The 5,439-nt window shown below is 39.5% G+C and carries 6 protein-coding genes and 1 riboswitch; of the genes, 4 read left to right on the top strand and 2 right to left on the bottom strand.

Going from position 1 to position 5,439, the window contains the following annotated elements; translation table 11 throughout:
- Window positions 1-4 precede the first annotated feature (4 nt).
- Complete coding sequence (locus ACEVFT_RS23710) at window positions 5-904, bottom strand: DMT family transporter (RefSeq protein WP_205442590.1); 900 nt, start codon at window positions 902-904, stop codon at window positions 5-7.
- Window positions 905-1,038: 134 nt separating this feature from the next.
- Here ACEVFT_RS23710 and ACEVFT_RS23705 point away from each other — a divergent pair, with 134 nt between their 5' ends.
- From ACEVFT_RS23705 to ACEVFT_RS23695, 3 genes are all read left to right on the top strand, one after another.
- Entirely contained in the window at window positions 1,039-1,920 is an 882-nt protein-coding gene (locus ACEVFT_RS23705) for a LysR family transcriptional regulator (RefSeq protein WP_205442591.1), read from the top strand.
- A 71-nt stretch (window positions 1,921-1,991) separates the two neighbouring features.
- The gene (locus ACEVFT_RS23700) at window positions 1,992-2,666 is read left to right on the top strand and encodes a phosphopantothenoylcysteine decarboxylase domain-containing protein (RefSeq protein ID WP_393951507.1); all 675 of its coding nucleotides are present in this window, start codon (window positions 1,992-1,994) and stop codon (window positions 2,664-2,666) included.
- 209 nt (window positions 2,667-2,875) lie between these two features.
- Window positions 2,876-2,971: riboswitch (SAM riboswitch) on the top strand.
- A gap of 70 nt (window positions 2,972-3,041) precedes the next feature.
- Window positions 3,042-3,197, top strand: a complete 156-nt coding sequence (locus ACEVFT_RS23695) for a YezD family protein (protein ID WP_004269393.1) — start codon at window positions 3,042-3,044, stop codon at window positions 3,195-3,197.
- A gap of 90 nt (window positions 3,198-3,287) precedes the next feature.
- Here the strand turns inward: ACEVFT_RS23695 and ACEVFT_RS23690 are convergent, their stop codons facing one another.
- A complete protein-coding gene (locus ACEVFT_RS23690; protein ID WP_342443160.1) occupies window positions 3,288-3,773 on the bottom strand; it encodes a flavin reductase family protein in 486 nt (161 codons plus the stop codon).
- Window positions 3,774-3,922: 149 nt separating this feature from the next.
- Here ACEVFT_RS23690 and ACEVFT_RS23685 point away from each other — a divergent pair, with 149 nt between their 5' ends.
- Window positions 3,923-4,708, top strand: coding sequence for a VOC family protein (locus ACEVFT_RS23685; RefSeq protein ID WP_393951506.1), 786 nt, complete (start codon window positions 3,923-3,925; stop codon window positions 4,706-4,708).
- The last annotated feature ends 731 nt before the right edge of the window (window positions 4,709-5,439 follow it).

Genomic DNA, 5,439 nt, shown 5'->3' with positions numbered 1-5,439 from the left:
TGTTTTATTGTATGACTTTTTCTTGTGCGTCTTTCTTTATAAAGCGTAGGGCATGGAAGTGCTCTAATTGAGCCACTAAATTCCCAATAAGAATGAAGCTACCACCAATCGCTAATTTCATAGTTAAGCCTTCCCCGATAAACATCATGGCAAACATAGCGGCAAAAATAGGCTCTAAGGAGAATATTAGACCTGTATGTGTAGCAGAAGTATACTGTTGTGCAACAGTTTGACCAACAAAGCAAAACGCACTACAGATGATGCCAAGCCCTAAAATAGCAATCCAAGATGTTGTGGAATTTGGCAATGTCGGTGTTTCGAATAGAAATGTTAAGCCAAGTGCATAAATACCAGCAAAGCCAAGCTGATAAATTCCGTATGAAATGGATTCTACATTTCGTGTGAATGAGCTATTTAAAAGTAAATAAATTGAATAACATACCGCAGCAATTGCTACTAATAAATCACCTGTATGGAATGTGAATGAGCCATGTGCTGTTAAGACGGTAATACCAATCATCGTACAAATGATCGCAAAGCTAACTGCTCGAGAAGGTAATTTTTTTTCAATAAAGCTGCTGAAAATCGGCACTAACACGACTGTTAGGCTCAAGATGAAGCCAGCATTTGAAGCAGAAGTAGACTGTAAACCAAATAAACTTAACGCGAACACAATGAATAATAAAAATCCTTGAATAGCCGCATATTTTAATGTTTTACCATTTACTTTGATCATCCGTTTGTAAAAAATAAGTCCTGCTACGAAAAATGCGATGATACAACGCAATGCCACCACATTATAAACTGCCAATGTTTCTAGCCCCATGACCATAAAGGTATAAGAGAGCCCCCAAAACATTGTGACAATAACCATCAATACATTTGCTTTTCCTTGGATACTCATTATGTTCACCTACCATCTGTGTACTAAAACAGTTTTTATACTAAAAATTACTATATATCTTGTATTGTGATTAGTAAAACGAATGTTTATAATGAATAGGATTAAAAAAATTCATGTATATAGAGGGATTGCGGATGAGCTTAGTTAAATACGAGATTTTAACAAAGGTGGCAGAGGTGGCAAGCTTTACAAAAGCAGCTGATGCACTAGGGTTAACACAGTCTGCTGTGAGTCATGCCGTGTCAAGTTTAGAAAAAGAATTTGGCTTTGCTCTCATTCATCGAAGTCGTGTAGGTGTAACATTAACGAGTGAGGGACAAACGATGCTAAGGGCAATGCGTCAGGTTTTGGATGCGCAGGAATTATTACAACAGGAAGCAGCTCATATTCTTGGCGTGACACGTGGTAAGGTTCGAATTGGTGTAATTTCAAGCATTTCTTCGAATTGGATGCCAGAAATTGTTCGCATCATGGATAATCAATTTCCAGGAATACAGGTGGAGTTACGAGAAGGAGATTACTATGAAATTGAACAATGGCTTTTAAGTGGTGAAGTAGAAGTCGGGTTCTTGAACGGTCAAAAGTCAGAGCAATATCAATTTACTGAGTTACAACAAGACCCATTATTATGTATTGTTTCCGATAATAGTCCCTTATTTGATAAGACAGAAATTGATATCGTAGACCTAGAGGATATGCCATTTATTATGACTTCCTATAAAGGGACAAATGATGTCAAGGTGCTATTAGAGCAATATCATATAAAGCCGAATATTCGCTTTGAGCTTTCTGAGGAGGTAGGGATTCTTTCTATGATTTCACATCATTTAGGGATTAGTATTTTACCCCAATTGGTTATTCAAAATTTACCACCAACATTGAAAGCGATTCCATTAAAGCAAGGTGGCTACCGCACCATTGGGATTGCTATGAAACACCATGCTTCACCCGTTACAAAGAAATTTGCAGAGATTTTAAGCGCTTGGTTAAATGAACAAAACAGCTCCCTACGATAGTCGCTATTGAAGCATATCCTTACATTACGTTAAAATAGTATTTGTATATATTTCAGAAAATAGGTGAGTGTATGGGGACATTACAAGGCAAAACCGTACTCATTACAAGTGGGGGAACACTTGAAAAATGGGATCGTGTACGAGGGCACACGAATTTATCAAAAGGCACAATGGGCTGTTATTTAGCAGAGGCGGCGCTGGCTGCTGGCGCTAACGTAGTATATATGCATGGTTACTTTGCACAGCTCCCAGAAAACCACAACAAAATGACATTGATAAAATTTGAAGGCATAGAGGATTTAGGACAAAAGGTGTGTCATGCTGTCCAACAACAACAAGTCGATATCGTCATTATGGCTGCTGCTGGCTCTGATTGGATCATTGACAAGGTGTATGATCAATCAGGTAATTTAATGGAGGAGGCGGGGAAAATGCCTTCCGACGAACCACCTATTATTCATTTTAAAAAGGCGCCAAAAGTGTTAGGACAAATCAAGGGTTGGCAACCAAAGGTAACATTAGTAGGCTTTAAGCTCGAAGCGACGGATGATGAGGAGTTCTTGCTAGCTCGCGCAAGACTGCGTATGGAAACAGCCAATGCTCAATTTATGGTAGCAAATAGCTCCCAGTCTTTATACGGAGGGGATGAGCCTCATTGGATCGTGCCTGCTGAAGGCCAACCAATCAAGGTGATGGGGAAGCAACAGACCGCACAAGCATTAATGGCCTGTTTACAAGAACAATAAAATCAAGAACTGTGCAGAGGCTATATTTCTGTGCAGTTTTTTTCTTTGCTTCTGTGGTTAGATATATTGACATAGCATACAATACGGTAGGATTATGTGTGAATAGTCTATAAAATTCTTACATTGCATAGTATTCAACTAGGTTTTCTAATATTTTGTATTGACATTCCTATAGCAGAATTATAGAATTATTTTCAAGAAACGCAGTACTCTTATCAAGAGAGGTGGAGGGACTTGGCCCAATGAAGCCTCGGCAACCGAAAAACAGGTGCCAAATCCAACAGATGGTGTCTGAGAGATAGGAGGGGCTATCAATCAGTTTGATGCGTTGGCCTCTTTATGATCAATAAGGATAAAAGAGAAGGGGTGTATCGTATGGCTCAGTCGGTAAAAGTAGATGATAAGAAATTAGAGGCAATTGCGAAGGCGATTCAAAATCTTGAATTTGGTGAAGTGCATATTACGATTCAAGATGGTGTGATTGTGCAAATTAATAGGCTTGAAAAGCAGAGATTTCCGCAGAAAAAATAACAATGATTTCAGTAGAACTTATGTCAAACGGCCACCTATAAGCATGAAGGATTTCCTTTGCTTACAAGTGGCCCTTTTTTTGTGTAAAGGCTAGCTATAAAAGCTTTTTGGTATAGGACCGATATGACGGCGATGATAAAGTAAAGGCTCTTTTTGAGCATTTGTAATGTCTATCACCTGCCCAATAAAAATGGTATGGTCGCCAGCATCAATTTGCTGAAACGTTTTACATTGTAAATTAGCTGCTGTATCATGTAAAATCGGTAGTCCAAAAGAGGAAGTTGACCACTGTGCTTGTGCAAAGCGATCAGGGATTTTACTTGCAAATAGTGTACATAAATGTTCTTGATCACTCGCTAAAATATTGACCGCAAAATTTGGCGCAGCCGTAAAATAAGGATGGAGCTGAGATTTTTTATCGAGTGACCACAAAATAAGGAGCGGGTCGATTGAAACAGATGCAAAGGAATTGACGGTTAAGCCAATAGGTTTTGTGTCATGACATGTCGTGACAACTGTTACGCCTGTAGGATAATTACCTAATGCTAATTTAAAAGCAGCTACTAAATCTGTCATTCAAATCACCTCTTTATGAAATTAGTGAACGGAGTTTGTAGGTAAACGAAACTTTTTTTCATATCCTACTAGTAACTCCTTTTCTTGAGTAAATTTTAAACCAATCAAACATACAGGTAAAGGTAATGGGGAAAGAAAGGGGAATGGCCATGACTTTATATTTTGATCATCTGGTTCATCAAGTGGAATCACCAGAAAATATAAAGGTTTTCTTCAATAAACGAAATGTCCATACAGTGAATGGTGGGCAGCACACGATGTGGGGGACTTATAATACGTTAAGCTACTTTGGCTTAAGCTATATTGAACAAATTGCTATCTATGATCGTGATTTATTTGAGCAAGCGGCACAATACCCTTATTCCCTACATTATACGTTTAAACGTGATCAAGAGCGCCAGGGATTTTCTCGAATTGCCCTGCGCACAAAAAATATTGAGGAAGCGGGTCGGCGCTTGCGAGCATTGGGCTATGAAGTATATGGGCCAGATGCATGTAGCCGAACAAGACCAGATGGCACTGTTGTAGAATGGAAGCTACTGCATTTTGGCAAGCCAGATCTTCCAATCGATTTTCCATTTTTGATTGAATGGGCGGAGGAAGATGAAGAGCGTTTGGCTCAACTAAAGGCAAGTGGTGCCATTGATGTAAAACAGGCTATAACGATGGAATCCATCCAATTCTATGTCAAGGACATGCAGGCAACCGTTCAGCTGTGGCAACAGGCGTTGCAGCTACCAGAGCCTGTGCAATATGAGCAGTATATGTCACTACAGCTACCGAATATGCGTTTAGATTTCTATAAGGAAGAGAGCGCAGTAGCCATGACACTCGGTCATGTCAAAGAAGGGCCATTTGGCGTGACATTAAAAGATCCAAAACGTACAAAGGAAACGTTAGTTTGCCCAGGCGCTTTTTATTGGATAAATCGATAATGAGAAAAAGGCTGGGACACAACTAACTGAGACCTTCATAAAGACGAATAATCTTTAACAAACATGATAACTAGAAAAACCGAACTATTCCGAAACACTTCGTATGCGTTTTAGTGGATAGTTCGGTATTTTTTATGGGCTGAAACACTTTTGTCCCAGCCTCTTAACATAGTATTGAAAAACAAATCAATCAATAGAATTTTTGTGAAAAGTGAAAATGAATTTCCATTGCAGGCTACTTGCTTTCCTGTGGGCGAGCGCCGAATCACTTCCTCCGCTAGCACTTCGTTTAGAGCTTTGCCTGTCTCGCTATCCCAAGGGAGTCAAGTAGCCCTCCACTCCAACCCATAAATATCTAACTTTTTAGCAAAGGTTTTCAGATAAAGTGAAGGTGTTCATTACTCTTTATGAAGAGGTGTTGTCACGCATCACTTCTCCACATTGAAAATAAGAGTTTATCCCCTCTAAGAATATAGATAATAGGCGATTTAATCGCTATGCTACTATGAAAAAAGTAAAGCCACTTTGCAGAATGGTTGATTGGAGTGGAGCCAGCGTCACTCCTAGGGGATTGAGTGAGCGTCACAGAGGAGACTCTGGAGCGAACGTAAGTGAGTGAAGCGGCTCATCGGACGCCCCCTGGAAAGGACGCTGGCGGAACGGAAATCAACCCCTCACCTTGCTAAAAGGTTTTTTTGTTAGTAACATGATCTTTTTTCAACAACATAGAA

Source organism: Lysinibacillus sp. PWR01 (genome assembly GCF_043359455.1).
GTDB lineage: Bacteria > Bacillota > Bacilli > Bacillales_A > Planococcaceae > Lysinibacillus > Lysinibacillus fusiformis_F.
Note: the sequence above shows the minus strand (reverse complement) of the source record. Positions and strands in the feature narration are given on the sequence as shown.

What these genes read in the sequence shown, in the direction of transcription:
- ACEVFT_RS23710 (WP_205442590.1), bottom strand. Translation starts at nt 904, where the DNA reads ATGAGTATCCAAGGAAAAGCAAATGTATTGATGGTTATTGTCACAATG.
- ACEVFT_RS23705 (WP_205442591.1), top strand. Translation starts at nt 1,039, where the DNA reads ATGAGCTTAGTTAAATACGAGATTTTAACAAAGGTGGCAGAGGTGGCA.
- ACEVFT_RS23700 (WP_393951507.1), top strand. Translation starts at nt 1,992, where the DNA reads ATGGGGACATTACAAGGCAAAACCGTACTCATTACAAGTGGGGGAACA.
- ACEVFT_RS23695 (WP_004269393.1), top strand. Translation starts at nt 3,042, where the DNA reads ATGGCTCAGTCGGTAAAAGTAGATGATAAGAAATTAGAGGCAATTGCG.
- ACEVFT_RS23690 (WP_342443160.1), bottom strand. Translation starts at nt 3,773, where the DNA reads ATGACAGATTTAGTAGCTGCTTTTAAATTAGCATTAGGTAATTATCCT.
- ACEVFT_RS23685 (WP_393951506.1), top strand. Translation starts at nt 3,923, where the DNA reads ATGACTTTATATTTTGATCATCTGGTTCATCAAGTGGAATCACCAGAA.